16 protein-coding genes are annotated in these 15221 nt (G+C 69.7%); 7 read left to right on the top strand and 9 right to left on the bottom strand.

What is annotated here, in order from left to right; genetic code table 11:
* Positions 1 to 81: 81 nt before the first annotated feature.
* The gene (locus H5411_RS12850; protein WP_183123876.1) at positions 82 to 1512 is read left to right on the top strand and encodes an APC family permease; all 1431 of its coding nucleotides are present in this window, start codon (positions 82 to 84) and stop codon (positions 1510 to 1512) included.
* Positions 1513 to 1525: 13 nt separating this feature from the next.
* On the opposite strand, the gene H5411_RS12845 is transcribed toward H5411_RS12850, so the two are convergent.
* Positions 1526 to 1756 (bottom strand): hypothetical protein, encoded by a 231-nt coding sequence (locus H5411_RS12845; protein ID WP_183123875.1) that lies wholly within the window; start codon positions 1754 to 1756, stop codon positions 1526 to 1528.
* 171 nt (positions 1757 to 1927) lie between these two features.
* Between H5411_RS12845 and H5411_RS12840 the strand changes: the two genes are divergently transcribed.
* Together H5411_RS12840 and H5411_RS12835 are read left to right on the top strand one after the other, a co-directional pair.
* Positions 1928 to 3106, top strand: a complete 1179-nt coding sequence (locus H5411_RS12840) for a sensor histidine kinase (RefSeq protein ID WP_183123874.1) — start codon at positions 1928 to 1930, stop codon at positions 3104 to 3106.
* Entirely contained in the window at positions 3107 to 3772 is a 666-nt protein-coding gene (locus H5411_RS12835) for a response regulator transcription factor (protein ID WP_183123873.1), read from the top strand. It begins immediately after the preceding gene.
* Between the two features lie 34 nt (positions 3773 to 3806).
* Here the strand turns inward: H5411_RS12835 and H5411_RS12830 are convergent, their stop codons facing one another.
* The 3 genes from H5411_RS12830 to H5411_RS12820 form a co-directional block, all read right to left on the bottom strand.
* The gene (locus H5411_RS12830; RefSeq protein ID WP_183123872.1) at positions 3807 to 4406 is read right to left on the bottom strand and encodes a MarR family winged helix-turn-helix transcriptional regulator; all 600 of its coding nucleotides are present in this window, start codon (positions 4404 to 4406) and stop codon (positions 3807 to 3809) included.
* Between the two features lie 102 nt (positions 4407 to 4508).
* Complete coding sequence (locus H5411_RS12825) at positions 4509 to 5864, bottom strand: aspartate aminotransferase family protein (RefSeq protein ID WP_183123871.1); 1356 nt, start codon at positions 5862 to 5864, stop codon at positions 4509 to 4511.
* A 12-nt stretch (positions 5865 to 5876) separates the two neighbouring features.
* Positions 5877 to 7379, bottom strand: coding sequence for a CoA-acylating methylmalonate-semialdehyde dehydrogenase (locus H5411_RS12820; RefSeq protein WP_183123870.1), 1503 nt, complete (start codon positions 7377 to 7379; stop codon positions 5877 to 5879).
* A 122-nt stretch (positions 7380 to 7501) separates the two neighbouring features.
* Between H5411_RS12820 and H5411_RS12815 the strand changes: the two genes are divergently transcribed.
* On the top strand, positions 7502 to 9055 hold the full coding sequence (locus H5411_RS12815) for a PucR family transcriptional regulator (protein ID WP_183123869.1): 1554 nt from the start codon (positions 7502 to 7504) through the stop codon (positions 9053 to 9055).
* Here the strand turns inward: H5411_RS12815 and H5411_RS12810 are convergent.
* From H5411_RS12810 to H5411_RS12795, 4 genes are all read right to left on the bottom strand, one after another.
* On the bottom strand, positions 9029 to 9763 hold the full coding sequence (locus H5411_RS12810; RefSeq protein WP_183123868.1) for a GntR family transcriptional regulator: 735 nt from the start codon (positions 9761 to 9763) through the stop codon (positions 9029 to 9031). The two genes, H5411_RS12815 and H5411_RS12810, sit on opposite strands and share 27 nt — an antisense overlap.
* A gap of 41 nt (positions 9764 to 9804) precedes the next feature.
* The gene (gene trpA, locus H5411_RS12805) at positions 9805 to 10533 is read right to left on the bottom strand and encodes a tryptophan synthase subunit alpha (RefSeq protein ID WP_183123867.1); all 729 of its coding nucleotides are present in this window, start codon (positions 10531 to 10533) and stop codon (positions 9805 to 9807) included.
* Positions 10530 to 11687, bottom strand: a complete 1158-nt coding sequence (gene trpB / locus H5411_RS12800; RefSeq protein ID WP_312878179.1) for a tryptophan synthase subunit beta — start codon at positions 11685 to 11687, stop codon at positions 10530 to 10532. Before trpB ends, trpA begins: the two co-directional genes overlap by 4 nt.
* 69 nt (positions 11688 to 11756) lie before the next feature.
* Positions 11757 to 12374: a maleylpyruvate isomerase family mycothiol-dependent enzyme gene (locus tag H5411_RS12795; RefSeq protein WP_183123865.1), complete on the bottom strand. Its 618-nt coding sequence runs from the start codon at positions 12372 to 12374 to the stop codon at positions 11757 to 11759.
* Positions 12375 to 12436: 62 nt separating this feature from the next.
* Here H5411_RS12795 and H5411_RS12790 point away from each other — a divergent pair, with 62 nt between their 5' ends.
* Entirely contained in the window at positions 12437 to 13402 is a 966-nt protein-coding gene (locus H5411_RS12790; RefSeq protein WP_183123864.1) for a sigma-70 family RNA polymerase sigma factor, read from the top strand.
* Here H5411_RS12790 and H5411_RS12785 read toward each other — a convergent pair.
* Entirely contained in the window at positions 13392 to 13970 is a 579-nt protein-coding gene (locus tag H5411_RS12785) for a helix-turn-helix domain-containing protein (RefSeq protein WP_183123863.1), read from the bottom strand. The two genes, H5411_RS12790 and H5411_RS12785, sit on opposite strands and share 11 nt — an antisense overlap.
* Positions 13971 to 14057: 87 nt before the next feature.
* On the opposite strand from H5411_RS12785, the gene H5411_RS12780 reads away from it, so the two are divergent.
* Entirely contained in the window at positions 14058 to 14621 is a 564-nt protein-coding gene (locus H5411_RS12780; RefSeq protein WP_183123862.1) for a class I SAM-dependent methyltransferase, read from the top strand.
* Positions 14519 to 15172, top strand: coding sequence for a class I SAM-dependent methyltransferase (locus tag H5411_RS12775; protein WP_220816846.1), 654 nt, complete (start codon positions 14519 to 14521; stop codon positions 15170 to 15172). The genes H5411_RS12780 and H5411_RS12775 overlap by 103 nt, the downstream gene beginning before the upstream one ends.
* The last annotated feature ends 49 nt before the right edge of the window (positions 15173 to 15221 follow it).

Raw genomic sequence — 15221 nt, 5'->3', positions numbered from 1 at the left:
CGACAAGGGCCATCGGCGTCCTGGCACGCACACTGGGGCGCGCGGGGCAACGGGCGCCCTGTTGCGGATCGGGAGGCCTGGATGGCACAGCAGTCGACATCGGAGGCCGTCGGGGGGCGGCTTCGTGCTGATGCGCTCGGTACTGGCGGGATCGCGTTTCTCGTGCTCGCGGCCGTCGCGCCGTTGACCGGGATGGTGGTGATCGCGGGGCTGGGGATCGCGCTGGGCAACGGGGGCGGGATGCCTGCGTCGTTCCTCATCGCCGGGGTCGTGTTGCTGTTGTTCGGCGTCGGGTACGCGCGGATGAGCCGGTACGTCTCCAACGCGGGCGGGTTCTACGCCTACCTCACCGCGGCGTTGGGGCGTCCGGCTGGGCTTGCTGGGGCGTTTGTCGCGTTGGCGGGGTACAACTGTTTCGTCGCGGGGGCGGTCGGGACATCTGGTGCGTTGACCGGCGGTGTCGTCAACCGGGTTTTTCATCTTGACTTGCCGTGGGAGTTGTGGGCTGGGCTGTCCGTGGTCGCGGTGTTCTTGCTGAGTCGCCGTGGGGTGGACGTTTCGGCGAAGGTGCTTGCGGTGTCGCTGATTCTTGAGGTCAGCATTCTGGTCGTGTTCGACGTCGCGGTGCTCGCGAAGTCGGGGTACTCGCTCAGCGCGTTGTCGCCCGCGGTGGTGACGTCTGGGTCGATCGGGCTCGGGTTGTTGTTCGCTGCCACGTGTTTCATCGGGTTCGAGGCGACTGCGTTGTTCAGCGAGGAAGCACGCGACCCGGACAAGTCGGTGCCTCGCGCTACTTATATCGCGGTGATTTCGATCGGGGTCTTCGCGGCGGTCACGTCGCTCGCGCTGGTGAGTGCGATCGGTGTCGGGAACGCGAAATCCGTGGCACAGGACCATCTTGCGGCAGGCGATCTGCTCCTTGCTACCTCGCAGGACGTTCTCGGGACCCTGCTTACCGATGTCATGCAGTTGTTGCTCGTGGTGAGCCTGTTTGCTGCGCTGCTGGCCCTGCACAACTCCGCGAGTCGCTACATTTACGCGCTGGCGCGGGATGGCGTCCTGCCGAAGGTGTTGGGGCGTACGGTTTCCGGTGCGCCGCGCAACGCCAGTGCTGCGCAGATCGGGTTCGCTACGGTCGTCGCGGCGGTCTTCGCGGTGCTCGGGCTCGACCCGGTCGCGTTTCTGACATCGTCGATGACGGGGTTTGGGACGTTGGCGATCCTCGTGTTGCAGGCGATGGCGTCCATCGCGGTGGTGGTGTTCTTCCGGCAGCGGCGTGATCCGCATTGGTGGAGCACGTTTGTCGCACCGGGGCTGGGCGGGGCCGGGTTGATCGGCGTGATTGTGCTGGCGGTGCTGAATTTCCCGACGATGGCCGGGTCTGACGCGGCGTGGATCGGGCTATTGCCGTGGTTGTTGCCGATCCTGATTGTCGCGGGGCTGGCGATGGCGGGCTATCTGCGACGGAGGCGTCCGGAGACGTATGCGGCGCTCGGGCCCGAGGTGCGTTGAGTCCGCAGTGGACTCAGCTTTTCTCCTTGGCTCGGTCGTGGGCCCAGCCGGCGAGAGCCGTTCCGGCAAGCGTCAGCACCACCAGCGCGGCTAGCTGTCCGCCCCAGCCGCCGGGGACCCAGTCGAACGCGCCCCACAATTGACGTGCGTCGTGGTCGAAGAAACTGCGGATCGCGGCCTGCGCGCATACGACGGTGATCACCATGCCGACGATTTGCACCGCTGAATAGCCGCCCTTGCTCATGTGTTCTCCCTGAGTTCGTGGTGGTCTCAGTGTGTCGGCTTCGCCTGCGGCGCACATCGGACCTGCGGAGCGAACCGGGGCCGACCAAAGTCGAGGGTTACGACTTTGGTCTAGGACGCGGGTGTGCCGAGGGCGGCTGCACGGCGGGGGCGGATCGGCGAAGATGGGCTCGTGATCGTTGCGCAGGCCAAGCTCAAGCCGTGGCAGCAGGGCTGGCGGCTGGCCGCGGCCGCGCTGATCGGCGGGTTCGCGTGGCTGGCGGTCGCCTCCCAGCTGCCGCCGGGGGCCGACGACCCGCGGACCGAATGGCTGGTCTTCGGCTACCCGATCGTCGGGCTCGGCTGCCTGGTCGCGTCCCTGTGGCGGCGGAAGTATCCGCTTTCGCTCGCGACCGGGGTGGTGATCGTTTCGGCGGTGTCGACGTCCGCCGGGGGAGCCGCGCTGCTCGTGCTCGGGTCGCTCGCGACCCGGCGGCGGCCGGTCGAGACCACGTTCATCGGGCTTGCCTGCGTCGCGACCGGGGCGATCACCGAAAGCATCTATCCGCGCGGCGCGGATCCGGATCCGTGGTGGCTGTCCGTTTCGTTCATCGTCCTGATCACCGGCATCGTCGTGGCCGTCGGAGCTGCGATCGGGGCGCGGCGCGAGGAGTTGCAGTCGCTGCGGCAACGGGCGGAGAGCGCGGAACGCGAGCAGGTCGCGCGGGCGGCCGAGGCGCGGATTGTCGAGCGGCATCGGATCGCGCGCGAGATGCACGACGTCCTCGCGCATCGGGTTTCGCTGATCGCGATGCAGGCGGGGGTGCTGGGGCACCGCACGGACTTGCCTGCGGAGCAGGTTTCGCTGCTGGCGAGGGGGATCGCCGACGGCGCGCATCAGGCGCTGGAGGAGCTGCGGGAGGTGCTCGGGGTGCTGCGGGCCAGTCCGGGCGGGCTCGAACCGCCGCAGCCGTCGCTCGCGAATCTGCCCGCCCTGGTCGCCGACGCGCGGGCGCTGGGGGTCAACGTCGTCTATCGGCCGGAATCCGTCGGGACGCCCCCGGATCTGCTGGCCCGCACGGTGTACCGGATTGTCCAAGAAGGACTGACCAATGCCGGGAAGCACGCGCCTGGCGCGGAAGTGTGTGTCACGGTCGAGGGCGGGGAGGGCGAAGGTCTGCGCGTGACGGTGCGCGATTCCGGCGCGGCCACGGGCGAGACGCCGCCGCCGTCGGCCGGGTTCGGATTGCTGGGGCTCTCCGAGCGGGTCGAGCTCGCCGGTGGTGAACTTGACCATCGCGCGGACCCGGACGGCGGGTTCGTGCTGACCGCGTGGCTGCCGTGGCCTGCCCGCGCCGAAGGGAGCGAGTGAGTGGACCGGGTGCGGGTCGTGCTCGTCGACGACGATCAGCTGGTGCGGATGTCGCTGCGGCTCATGCTCGACGGCGAAGCCGACCTGGAGGTCGCCGGCGAGGCCGCGGACGGCGACGCCGCGATCGCCGAGGTCCGCCGGCTCCAGCCGGACGTCGTGCTGATGGACGTGCGGATGCCCGGCCGCGACGGGCTCTCCGCGACCGAGGCGATCCTCAGCTGGCCGGACCCGCCGCGGATCCTGGTGCTCACCACGTTCGACTCCGACGAGATGGTGCTCGGCGCGCTGCGCGCCGGGGCGCTCGGGTTCGTGCTCAAGGAAACCCCGCCGCCGGACATCCTGGCCGCGGTGCGCACGGTCGCCGACGGGAACCCCGCGCTCTCCCCTGCCGCCACCAGCCGGTTGATCACCGCGGCGATGGGGCCTCGGTCGTCCGAGACCCGGCGTGCCGCGCGGGAGGCGGCGCGGGCGCGGCTGGCCGCGTTGACCGAACGCGAACGGGACACCGCGCGGGCGATCGCGGAAGGGCTGTCGAACGCCGAGGTGGGCGCGCGGCTGCACATCAGCGTGGCGACGGTGAAGGCCCATACGAGCAGCCTGTTCGCGAAGCTCGGCGTGGTGAACCGGGTGCAGATCGCGCTGCTGGTGCGCGACAGCGAGGAGTGATGCGCTGAGCCCGGCTGCGACTCACGGCACGGGGTCAGGCCGTCGCCTGCGCGTGCTCCGGGCAGTCGGTGCGCAATTCCGTCAGCGCCAAGGGTTTCCGCATCAAATGGCAGTGGTGCGGAGCCCTCGGGTCGGGGTGTTCGTCCGGCCCGAAGAACCGGCAGGTCGTGCACACCCGGGCCACGCTGATCGCTCCGCCGCGCTGCAAATCCGCGATCACCCGGAGCAGCGTGTGCAGCGTCGTGGCGCGGTCCGTCTCCGGCACTGCCGCCAGCGAGCCCACCAATTGCGCATCCCACGCCGACAATTCGGCGGAAACCTGGAAGCCGCGGTCGGTCAGGGTGAGCAGGCGGCGGCGTCCGTCCGAACCGGGCGAGCGGGTGAGGAGTCCCTTGCGTTCCAGGGCGCTGACCGCGTCGGACATCGTCGGTGTGGTCACGTCGAACTCCGCGGCCAGTGCGTTCACCTCGCGGCGCGGCGCGGGCTGGCGGGACAGAGACAGCACGGCGTGCTGCTGCAGCGGCGAAAGGCCCTGCGTGCGGGCGCTGCGCTGGGAAAGCGCGCGCAGACCGTTCCCGAGCCGCTCGATGGCGTCGGCCAGCCGCCGGTCGAGGCCGGGTTCGTGCTCGGGCATGCGCGCCGCCTCGCGGTGAGGACTCCTTGTCACTCATGATAAGCGACCGCACGGAAGAAGGCCGGGTCCAGACGGCCCCGGCCTCCTCCCTCGCCGGCTGGCTCAGACGAGTTTCTGCGCCTCGAGCAGCGCGTCCCGCAGGATCTGTTCCATTTCGTCGAACTCCGCCTGCCCGGCGATCAGCGGCGGGGCGAACTGGACGACGACGTCGCCCCGGTCGTCCGGACGGCAGTAGAGACCGCGGTCGAACAGCGCTCCCGGCAGGAAGCCGCGGACGAGGCGCTCGCGCTCGTCGGCGTTGAACGTCTCGCGGGTCGCCTTGTCCTTGACCAGTTCGACCGCCCAGAAGTAGCCGTCGCCGCGGACATCGCCGACGATCGGCAGGTCCAGCAGTTTGCCCAGCGTGGCGCGGAACGCGTCCTGGTTGTCCAGTACGCGCTGGTTGAGTCCCTCGCGTTCCATCAGGTCGAGGTTCGCGAGCGCGACCGCGGCCGACACCGGGTGCCCGCCGAAGGTGTACCCGTGTGGGAAGCCGACCTTAGGCCCGAGGAACGGCTCCATCACCCGGTCCGACGCGATCAGCGCGGCGATCGGGCTGTACCCGGAGCTGAGGCCCTTGGCGCAGGTCAGCAGGTCCGGGTGGAGGCCGAACTTCTCGCTGGCGAACGTCGTGCCGTGCCTGCCGAACGCGCAGATCACCTCGTCGGCGACCAGCAGCACGTCGTGCCGGTCGCAGATTTCCCGCACCCGTTCGAAGTACCCGGGCGGCGGCGTGAGGCAGCCGCCGGAGTTCTGCACCGGTTCGAGCACGACCGCGGCGACCGTGTCCGCGCCCTCGAACAGGATCGCCTCCTCGATCCGGTCGGCGGCCCAGCGGCCGAACGCTTCGAGGTCGTCGGCGAACTCCGGATGCCGGTACAGGTTGGTGTTCGGCACGCGGTGCCCGCCCGGCGCGAGCGGTTCGAAGTCCTTCTTCATCGCGGGCAGGCCGGTGATCGCGAGCGCGCCGTGCGGGGTGCCGTGGTAGGCCACCGCGCGGCTGATCACCTTGTGCTTGCCGGGCTTTCCGGTCAGCTTGAAGTACTGTTTCGCGACCTTCCACGCGGACTCGACCGCCTCGCCGCCGCCGGTGGTGAAGAAGACGCGGTTGAGGTCGCCCGGGGCGAGATGCGCGAGCCGTTCGGCCAGTTCCGCCGCCGGTTTCGTGGCATAGCCCCAAATCGGGAAGTACGCCAGCTCGTTCGCCTGCTGTGCGGCGACCTCCACGAGTTCGCGGCGGCCGTGTCCGGCCTGCACGACGAAGAGCCCGGCCAGGCCGTCGAGGATGCGGCGGCCGCGGTCGTCCCACACGTGCACGCCCTCGCCGCGAGTGATCACCGGGACCGGCGAGCCGGGGTAATTCCCCATGCGGGAGAAGTGCATCCACAGGTGCCGGGCTGCTGCCGACTGAGTGTCCATCGCTGATCCCTCTCAGACGTTCCGCGGGAAACCGAGGTCGAGCCCGCCCTGGCCGGCGCCCGGCCAGCGGGTGGTGACGACCTTGGCGCGGGTGAAGAAGTGCACGCCCTCGCTGCCGTGCGCGTGGGTGTCGCCGAACAGCGAGTTCTTGCGGCCGCCGAACGAGTGGTAGGCCACCGGGACCGGCACCGGGACGTTCACGCCGACCATGCCCGCCTCGACGTCGGCGGAGAACCGGCGGGCCGCGCCGCCGTCGTTGGTGAAGATCGCCGCGCCGTTGCCGTACGGACCGGCGTTGATCAGCTCGATCGCCTCGGCGAACGTTTCCACGCGCACCACCGAAAGCACTGGGCCGAAGATTTCGTCGGTGTAGATCGGCATGTCGGGGCGGACGTGGTCGAACACCGTGGGGCCGACGAAGAATCCCTCGCCGTCCGCGTCGAACTCGCCTTCTCGGCCATCCAGGACGAGCGTCGCGCCGGCTTCGGCACCCGCGGCGATGTAACCGGATACCCGGTCCTTCGCCGCGGCGGTGACCAATGGGCCCATGTCGCACGAGCGAGTGCCGTCGCCGGTCACCAGCGTCTTCGCGCGGTCGGCGATTCGCGGCACCAGCGCGTCGGCGACGTCTCCCACCGCGACCACGACCGACACCGCCATGCAGCGTTCGCCCGCGGAACCGAAACCGGCGCTCACCGCCTGGTCGGCGACCAGGTCCAGGTCGGCGTCGGGCAGCACCACCATGTGGTTCTTCGCACCGCCGAGCGCCTGGACGCGCTTGCCGTTCCCGGTGCCCGTCTCGTAGACGTACCGCGCGACGGGCGTCGATCCGACGAACGAAACCGCCTCGATGTCCGGGCTGTGCAGCAGCGCGTCGACCGCGGTTTTGTCGCCGTGCAGCACGTTGAACACGCCTTCGGGCAGACCCGCTTCGCGCCACAGCTCGGCGAGCCAGTTCGCGGCGGTCGGAACCTTCTTCGACGGCTTCAGCACGACGGTGTTCCCGGCCGCGATCGCGATGGGGAAGAACCACATCGGGACCATGGCGGGGAAGTTGAAAGGCGAGATGATCGCGACCGGACCGAGCGGCTCGCGCAGCGACGTGACGTCGATGTCGGTCGACGCGTTGGCCGTCGCCGCGCCCTTGAGCAGTTGCGGGATCCCGCAGGCGAACTCGACGACCTCCAGTCCGCGCGCGACCTCGCCCGCCGCGTCGGAGAGCACCTTGCCGTGCTCGGCGGTGATGATCTTCGCGAGTTCTTCCGACCGCGCGTCGAGCAGTTCGCGGAACCGGAACAGCGTCCGGCTGCGCTTCGCCAGGGAAGTCTTGCGCCAAGCGGGAAACGCGGCTTTCGCGGCGGCGATCGCGGCCTCGGCGTCCGCGGCCGAGCCGAGCGGCACGCGCGCGGTGACCTTCCCGGTCGCCGGGTTCGTGACGTCCCCGTAGCCGTCCGGAGTGCCTGCCACCTCGCCGCCGGCGATCCACTGGGACAGCGTCGGCACGGAATCGCTCATCGAGCCACCTTTCTTCCGGGTATTCGCCCTCCGAGGGTCCCTTCCGCACCGGGCGCGGGTAACCGACGAATCGTCGGTTTGTCAGGGCTTTGCTTGACATTTCGTCGGGTTATGCTGACGTTGTGCACCTGACCCTGCGAGACGTCCTCGAGCTGCCGGTGATGGCCGCCGGGTCACCCGTCGTGCGCTCGGCGGCGGACGCGGTCGACGTGCCGGTGCGCTCGGTGCACGTGAGCGAGCTGAGCGATGTCGCCGGGACGCTGACCAGCGACGTCCTGGTGCTGTCGATCGGGCGCGCGTTCACCGAACCCGGCTTTGACCCAGTGGCCTACGTGCGCTCGCTGCGGGACGCCGGTGCGATCGGGCTGGTCGTGGAGCCGGGGCAGCATCTGAAGTCGTTGCCCGACTCGTTGGTGCAGGCCGCTCGCGCCGCGCGGTTTCCGCTGGTGGAGCTGCGCAGCACGGTGCGCTTCATCGAGGTGACCGAGATCGTGCACGCGCGGATCGTCAACGCGCATTACGAGCGGTTGCGGTTGGCCGAGCGTGCGCACGAGGCGTTCAGCACGGTGGGTTCGGCGTCGCAGGCACCGGACGCGGTCCTCGCGCATGCGGCGGATTTGATCGGGCTGCCGGTGGTGCTGGAGGACCGGACCCACCGGGCGCTCGCGTTCGCTGGCGTCGGTTCGGCGGAATCGCTGCTGCGGGATTGGCCTGCCCGGTCGCGGCGGGTGCCGTTTTCCGCGGCGACCGAGGTAGGCGGTCCGGAGGGCTGGCTGTGCACGCCGGTCGGGCCGCCGCGCGAACGCTGGGGCCGGCTGGTCGTGCCCGCGCGGTCGGCGGAACAACCCTCGGCGTGGATGGTGCTCGAACGCGCGGCCGAGGCGCTGACCGTCGGGAAGCTGCTGGAACGCTCACCGCTGTCGGTGGAAATCGAAGCGCAAGGCGATTTGCTGCGGGATCTGTTGCACGGTGCGGACGAGGGTTCGGTGCGTGCGCGGGCTCGGGCGTTGGGGCTGGCCTCGGCGGCGTACTACACGGTGCTGGTGTGCCGTCCGGCTCGGGCTGGGCAGGAGCGGGCGCTGCTGGACGCGGTGCTGACCAGCGACGGGATCGGCGGCGTGCTCGCGGAAGGCCGCGTGGCCGCGGTGTTCCCGTGTTCCTCGACGGCCGCGGAGAAAGCGTTGCTGGAGCGGGTGGTCGCCGGGGTTCCGGAGGGGTTGGCAGCCGCGTTCGGAGCGGCTGGGCCAGTGCGTCGGCTCGGCGAATTACCGGCGGCACTGCAGGAGGCGGTGCACGTCGCGGACGTCGAATCGCCTGGGGCGCCTGGACTTCGGCGCGCTGGAGACTTGGGCGTGCGCGGGTTGCTGTGGTGGTTGCGGGACCATCCGCGGCTGCACGAGTTCACCGAGGCTCAGCTGCGGCCGTTGCTGACGTTGCCGGAACCGCGCGCCAGCCGGGCGTTCGCGACGTTGCGGGCGTTTGTCGAATCGGGCTATTCGATGACGGAATTCGCGAAGACGCTGAACCTCAGCCGTCCTGCGGCGTACTCGCGGCTGGCGACGATCGAACGGCTGCTCGGCGTCGATCTGTCCAATCCGGACACTCGGCTTTCGGTGCACCTGGCCGTTCTGGCGCACGGCCACCGCGATTCAGCTTCCGGCTCCCCAGCGCAGTGACAGCCGGTCGGCGGCGCGTTCGGTGCTGATGTGCATCATGCTGCCGAGGATGGTCGCGCGGTCGATGACGACGATCGTGCCGTCCGGGGTGCTGGTGGTGCGCTCGCTGACCAGCACCGGGGTGTTGACGGGTTCGTCGAGCAGGCGGGCGAGTTTGTCGTCGAGAGAGTCCGGGCGGATGGTTTCGGCGGCCCGGTCCACCACGACGTCAGATTCGGACAGTGCGCTGTAGAGCGAGTTTTCGGTGAAATCGATGTCCCGCAAGCGTTCCCCGTGCGGGGGAGCGACCCAGGACACCTGGTGAATCGCCCGGCGACCGCCGAACTCGCGCACCCGCTCGAGCCGCAGGCCGGAATCGGTGGTCCGGGCTTGCAGCCGTGCGGCGACGCGAGTGGGCAGCCGCCGCACCGCCTGGCTGACGACCTCGGTGCGCACGACGTAACCCTGATCGCGCAGGTCCTCGGTGAAGCTGCGCAAGGAGCCCAGCTGGTACGAGGCTGGTGTCGGCGCCACGAAGGTGCCGCGGCCGGGTTGTTGCACGATCAGGGCTTCGTCGCTGAGTTCGCGCAGCGCCTGCCGGAGCGTCATGAGCGTGACGCCGTAGGACGCGCTGAGCTCCCGTTGCGGCGGCAAGGCCTCGCCGGGCGCGTACTCCCCGGCACGGATCTTCGCGGCGAGATCCGCGGCGATCGCTCGGTATCGGGCCATGCGCGTCCGTTCTGGTCCAGTTCTGGCTTGACCAGCGGATTCTAGTCCAGCGCGGCCCGCATGGTCGCGACGTACTCGCCGACCTGCTCTGGACCAGCGCCGTCGAGCACCCGCCGCATGATCGCCGCGCCCACGATCACGCCGTCGGCCACACGGGCCGCCTCAGCGGCGTGCGCTGGCTGCGAGATGCCGAAACCGACCAGGATCGGCAGGTCGGTGGTGGCCTCCAACCGGGCGGCCAGCTCGATCGCGGAGGCAGGCAGGTGGTCGCGTTCGCCGGTCGTGCTCATCGACGAGACGGCGTAGACGAAACCTCGGCAACGCGCGGCGATCTCGTGTGCGCGGTCGGCTGGCGTCGCGGGGGAGACCAGCAATGCCAGCTCGATTCCGGCGTCGACGGCGTCCGTCTCGATCGCGGGTACTTCCTCCAGCGGCAGGTCCGGAACGATCAGCCCGGTGACTCCGGCTTCTTTCAACTCGGCACAGAACCCCTTGCGGACGGCCAAGTTTGCGTAGGTGCTCACGATGACCGGAACGTCCACTGTGGTCTCTCGCAGGGCATTGAGGACGCTCTGCGGAGTCGTTCCGTTGGCGAGTGCGACGTTCGACGCCTCCTGAATGGTCGCGCCGTCCAAAGTGGGGTCGGAGAACGGGATTCCGACTTCGATCGCGTCCGCACCGGCTTGCGCCAACGCCGGAAGATAGGTAGTCCACTGTGGAGTGATTCCGCCAGTGACATACGGCATCAGGATCTTGCGGTCGGTTTTCATGCGCGGGACTCCTCGGAGCGGGCGATCAGCGTGGCGATGTCCTTGTCTCCGCGGCCGGACAGGGTGAGCAGAATCGTCGAGCCAGCCGGAAGTTCCGGCGTGCCAGCGGCTTCGGCCACCCAGGCGAGCGCGTGCGCGGATTCGAGCGCCGGGATGATTCCTTCAGTGCGAGCCAATTGCGCGGCCGCCGCGACTGCGGCTTCGTCGTTGACCGCGACATACCGCGCCCGGCCCAGGTCGCGCAGATGCGCGTGTTCCGGTCCGACACCGGGGTAATCCAGCCCGGCCGCGATCGAATGGGCTTCGAGGATCTGCCCGTGCTCGTCCTGCAGGAACAGCGACCGTGACCCGTGCAGCACCCCGGCCTGGCCGGATGTCGCGCCCGATCCGCCGACCGCTTCCACTCCGACCAGCCGTGCGCTGGTGTCGGCGAATCCCGCAAAAGTCCCCGCCGCGTTGGACCCGCCGCCGACGCACGCGACGACGAAATCCGGCACGGTTGCGTGCTGCTCGCGAGCTTCGTCGCCGATCACGCGCTGGAATTCCCGCACCATCCACGGGTACGGATGCGGCCCGACGACCGAGCCGAGGCAGTAGTGGGCTTCCTCGGTCGAGCTGACCCAGTGCCGCATCGCCTCGCTGGTCGCGTCCTTGAGCGTGCGGCTGCCGGAGCGGACCGGGACGACCTCCGCGCCGAGGTAGCGCATGCGGAACACGTTGTGCGACTGGCGTTCGACGTCCTGCTCACCCATGAACACCGTGACCGGGAGGTCGAGCAGCGCGCCCGCGGTGGCCGTCGCGACGCCGTGCATCCCGGCCCCGGTCTCGGCGATCAGCCGGTGCTTGCCCATCCGCTTCGCGAGCAGCGCCTGCCCGATCGCGTTGTTGATTTTGTGCGATCCGGTGTGCGTGAGGTCTTCCCGTTTGAGCACGACGCGCACGCCAAGTTCCGCGGACAACCGCTCGGCGGGCGTCACCGGCGTGGGCCGCCCGACGTGCCGGGCGAGCATCGTCTGGAGCTGCTCGCGGAAGCCGGGGTCGACCCAGGCCTTCTCGAACGCGTCGGCGACTTCGAGGCAGGCGGGCACCAGGGATTCCGGCACCCAGCGCCCGCCGTACTCCCCGAAGCGTCCTTTCTGGGTCGGGGTGCGCATGAGCATCTCCTTAGAGTTCTATAACTGTCTCCACTGTTATAGAACTCTTGGCGGTGGAGTGCAAGCCCGTCAGCGCCCCCGCAGGACCTCGACGCCGTCGCCGTCCAGGTCGTCGAGGAACCGGGAACGGCCGGTCATGGCCATGATCAGCGCGAGCGTCGGGCCGGACACGAGTGGTCCCGAGCCGCCGGAAAAATCACTGTCGGTGGCTTCGAGGCGGAGGCCGCGGACGCGTCCTTTGGCGAGTACGACGAGGTCGGAACCGAGGTAGTAGCGGGCCACCGCGGTGAGCGTGCCGACCGGATACTCGCGGCGGATTCCGAGCGGACGGCGGATGTCCTCGCCGTGCACGACGGTTTCTCCGAGCATCGCCACGACCGGTAACGGCGGCTTGGTCGTGCTGGTGACGACCCGGCGGAAGCGGGCCGCGGTGTCGGCCGGGCTGTCGCCGAGGTACTCGGCCAAACGCATCGCGACCTGGCGATCGAAGTCGAAACGGCAGCGGAGCACGCCTGCCATCCAGCGCGCCGGCGTGAGCGAAGCGCCCGCGGTGAGGTGGGCCAGCACCTCGCGGACGGAGAGGCCCGCGCACAGCGACGGCGTGCTCCAGCGGGCGTCGGACAGGTGGGCCAGGTCGTCGGCCAGCGCGGCGCGTTCGGCGTGGATCTGCGGCCAGAGTGCGGTCATGCCAGGTCTCCTCGGTAGTCGTTGCCAGGTGAGACCGGCCGGATGCGGCAGAATCGTCGGGCGTGGGGGAATTTTCTTCGGAAGCCGCGTTCACCCGGGCGGTGGCCCCGTTGCGTGCGGAATTGCGTGCGCACTGTTACCGGATGCTCGGCTCGATTCACGATGCCGACGACGCCGTGCAGGAGGCGTTGTTGCGGGCGTGGCGCGGGCTGCCGGGATTCGAGGGCCGGAGCGCGCTGCGGACCTGGCTGTACACAGTCGCCACGCGCACCTGCCTGGACCTCATCGACCAGCGCGGCCGTCGTGCGTTGCCGGTCGACCTGGGGCCGTCGAGCGAACAGGTCGTGCTCGACTCGGTTCCGCGCACCGACGTGGCTTGGCTCGGTCCGTACCCCGACGTGCCGGGGGCTAGCTACGAACAACGCGAGGCGGTCGAACTCGCTTTCGTCGCCGCGTGCCGTCATCTGCCGGGGAACCAGCGGGCGGCGCTGCTGCTGTTCGACGTCCTCGGCTTCTCCGCCGCCGAGATCGCCACGATGATGGAAACGTCCGTGACCTCGGTGAATTCCGCCCTGGCCCGCGCCCGCCGGACCATCTCGGCCCGCGTCCCCGCTCGCACTCAGCAGCAGACGCTCCGCACCCTCGACGACGCCCGCCTGCAGGAACTCGTGACCGGTTTCGCGACCGCCCTTGCCGAAGGCGATGTCGACGGCCTGGTGAACCTGCTGACCGAGGACGTCACCTGGTCGATGCCGCCACTGCCGCATTGGTACCGCGGCCGCGACGCCGTCGTCGAGTTCGCATTCCAGGTTCCGATGACGCGTTGCCCGAGCTGGCGGTTCCGGCTGACCAGCGCGAACGCCCAACCCGCGGTCGCGTTCTACCTCGGCGGTTCACCCGCGGCGCCGCACGAGGCGTGGTCCATCACCGTCCTGACCCTGTGCGAGGATCGGATCTCCGACCTCACGTCCTTCCTCGGCGGAGAGCATTTCCCGGCCTTCGGTCTGCCCGCGTCGGTTACGCCTTAGGCGCGGCCCGCACGTGCGCGCGCTGGCCCTGCCGTCCGATCAGGCACAGGTACTCGACCGGCTCCGCCGACGCCGCGCCGAACCAGTGCGGCACCCGGGTGTCGAATTCCGCTGCCTCGCCGGGAGAAAGTGTCAGGTCGTGCTCGCCGAGGAGCAGCCTTAACTGTCCATTGAGGACATATGTCCACTCGTAGCCCTCGTGGGTCTTGGGATCGGGTTCCGGTGGCTTCCGTTGTCCGGGCACGATGAATTTGTACGCCTGGATTCCGCCCGGACGGCGCGTCAACGGCAGGATCGTCACGCCGTCGGCGCAGCTGATCGGACGGAGGTGGATGCGCGGGTCGCCGGTTGGCGGAGCGTCGACCAGCTCGTCAAGGGTCACGCCGTGCGCGCGGGCGAGCGGCAGCAGTTGTTCGAGGGTGGGCCGCCGGTGGCCGGACTCGAGCCGGGACAGGGTGCTGGTCGCGATGCCGGTCCGCGCGGACAGCTCGGCCAGCGTGACCTCCCGTTTCCGGCGCAGCTCGCGCAACCGGGGGCCGACTGCGTCCAAGGCGCGTTCGTCGTCCATCTGCCGAGTTTGACAGATTGGCAAGGTTGCTTGCCAGTTGTGCCCGAGGGCTCGCAGGGTGGAACGGGAACCAGGAAAGGAACCGTTGTGCCGCATGCATTCGATCAGGCCTATTGGGACGAGCACTGGGCTGGCGCCGCCGGGCACGCGCAGCTCGGACCGCATCCGCAGCTCGTCGAGGAGGCGGGGAAACTCCCGCCCGGACGAGCGCTGGACGCCGGCTGCGGGGAGGGTGCGGAAGCGCGCTGGCTCGCCGAGAACGGATGGCAGGTGACGGCCGTCGACCTGTCGGAGGAAGTGCTGCGACATGCGCGCGAACGCTCGAGCAAGGTCGAGTGGGTCTGCGCTGACCTGCTGAACTGGACCCCGTCCGGGCAGTTCGACCTGGTCGCCACGCACTACGTGCACGCCGCCGGCCCGTTGTTCGGGCGGCTCGCGGAGTGGGTCGCGCCGGGCGGGACCTTGCTGGTGGTCGGGCATCACCACGGGGAACTGCATCCCCCGGAGTCGACGATCACCGTCCACGACGTCGGGCTGGACGACGAGCAGTGGGTGATCACGGTCGCCGAGAACCGCACCCGGAAGGTCCCCGGCGGGGAACTGCACGACACGATCCTCTGTGCGCGAAAGGTTTCTTCGCCGAACGCGTAATCGGTGGCGGCCCGGGGCTGGTCGGCAGTGCACTGGAGCGGTGGCGGCATAGGACGAGATCTCCCGGCTGCCGATCGCCCAGGCCGACCCGGCTGCCGGTTCGGGACAGCAGCGTCGCCGCGGTCGTCTCGGTGCTCGCGCGCACCGACATGCCCGCGTATTTCGCCGTGCTGCGCGAGGTGGCGAGAGTACTGCGGCCGGGCGGAGTGTTCGTGCACGTCGGCGTCCATCCGTGCTTCTGCGGCGGATTCGCCGACCGCGGCGACCCGGCCGCCGTGCTCGTCCGCCCTGGCTACCTCGACGGGCACTGGACCAAGGAATCCTGGACCGACCAGGGAATCCCGCGACAAAGTCGGGGCGACGCACCGGCCGTTGCCAGCATTGCTGAACGCGTTCCTCGACGCCGGTCTGACTTTCGAGCGGTTCGCCGAGACCGGGGCCCCGCTCCCGATCGTGCTGGCGGTTCGCGCGGTGAACCGCTAATTCGGATGCGCGCCGCCGGGAAGATCTTTACCCTGGCGATCGTGATACAGCACCAGCTCTACCTCTGAGGGAGCACCGCCTCCACCGGTGCCGCGCGCGTTCGCGGCACCGGCCCTC

Origin of the sequence: Amycolatopsis echigonensis, assembly GCF_014174495.1 — a bacterium.
Lineage (GTDB): Bacteria > Actinomycetota > Actinomycetes > Mycobacteriales > Pseudonocardiaceae > Amycolatopsis > Amycolatopsis echigonensis.
Note: the sequence above shows the minus strand (reverse complement) of the source record. Positions and strands in the feature narration are given on the sequence as shown.